The 427-nt window shown below is 72.1% G+C and carries 1 protein-coding gene; it reads right to left on the bottom strand.

From position 1 onward, the window contains the following. Window positions 1-427: bifunctional DNA primase/polymerase (locus G3I42_RS36765; protein WP_203607815.1), on the bottom strand; the 427-nt coding region annotated here is incomplete at both ends.

Here is a 427-nt window from a genome sequence, read left to right as displayed (position 1 = left end):
CGGGCGAGCTCCTGTGCGAGCCAGCTCGGGAGGGCCGCGGGCTCACGGGTCGGACCGACCGGCGTGTAGGTCCCGGCGGTGGTGGTGGTGCCCGGGACGACGATGTACCCGCCATGGGCCCGGACATCGACCTGCCAGGCCAGGGCCCGGGGGCTGTTGGACCCGGTGGAGCACTGCCAGCGGTGGCTGCTATGGGCCCGATACCACACGTGGAGGCCTCCGGACGGTGTGCGTACCCGCAGGGTCGTCTCGTCGTCCGCCGGGCTCACCTCGCCCCGCAGAGCGGCCAGAACGCCCAGCGTGTGGAACCCGTTGGCCAGTCCGCTCAGATCCACGCTGCGGGGAATCGGGATGCCCGGCAACAGTCGGTCCCGGTCCGGAGGGGGCTGTCCGTGCGCGTCGATATCGATGACCACGAGGTTGGCGG

Origin of the sequence: Streptomyces sp. SID11385 (assembly GCF_010548245.1) — a bacterium.
In the GTDB taxonomy this organism is placed as follows: domain Bacteria; phylum Actinomycetota; class Actinomycetes; order Streptomycetales; family Streptomycetaceae; genus Streptomyces.
Note: the sequence above shows the minus strand (reverse complement) of the source record. Positions and strands in the feature narration are given on the sequence as shown.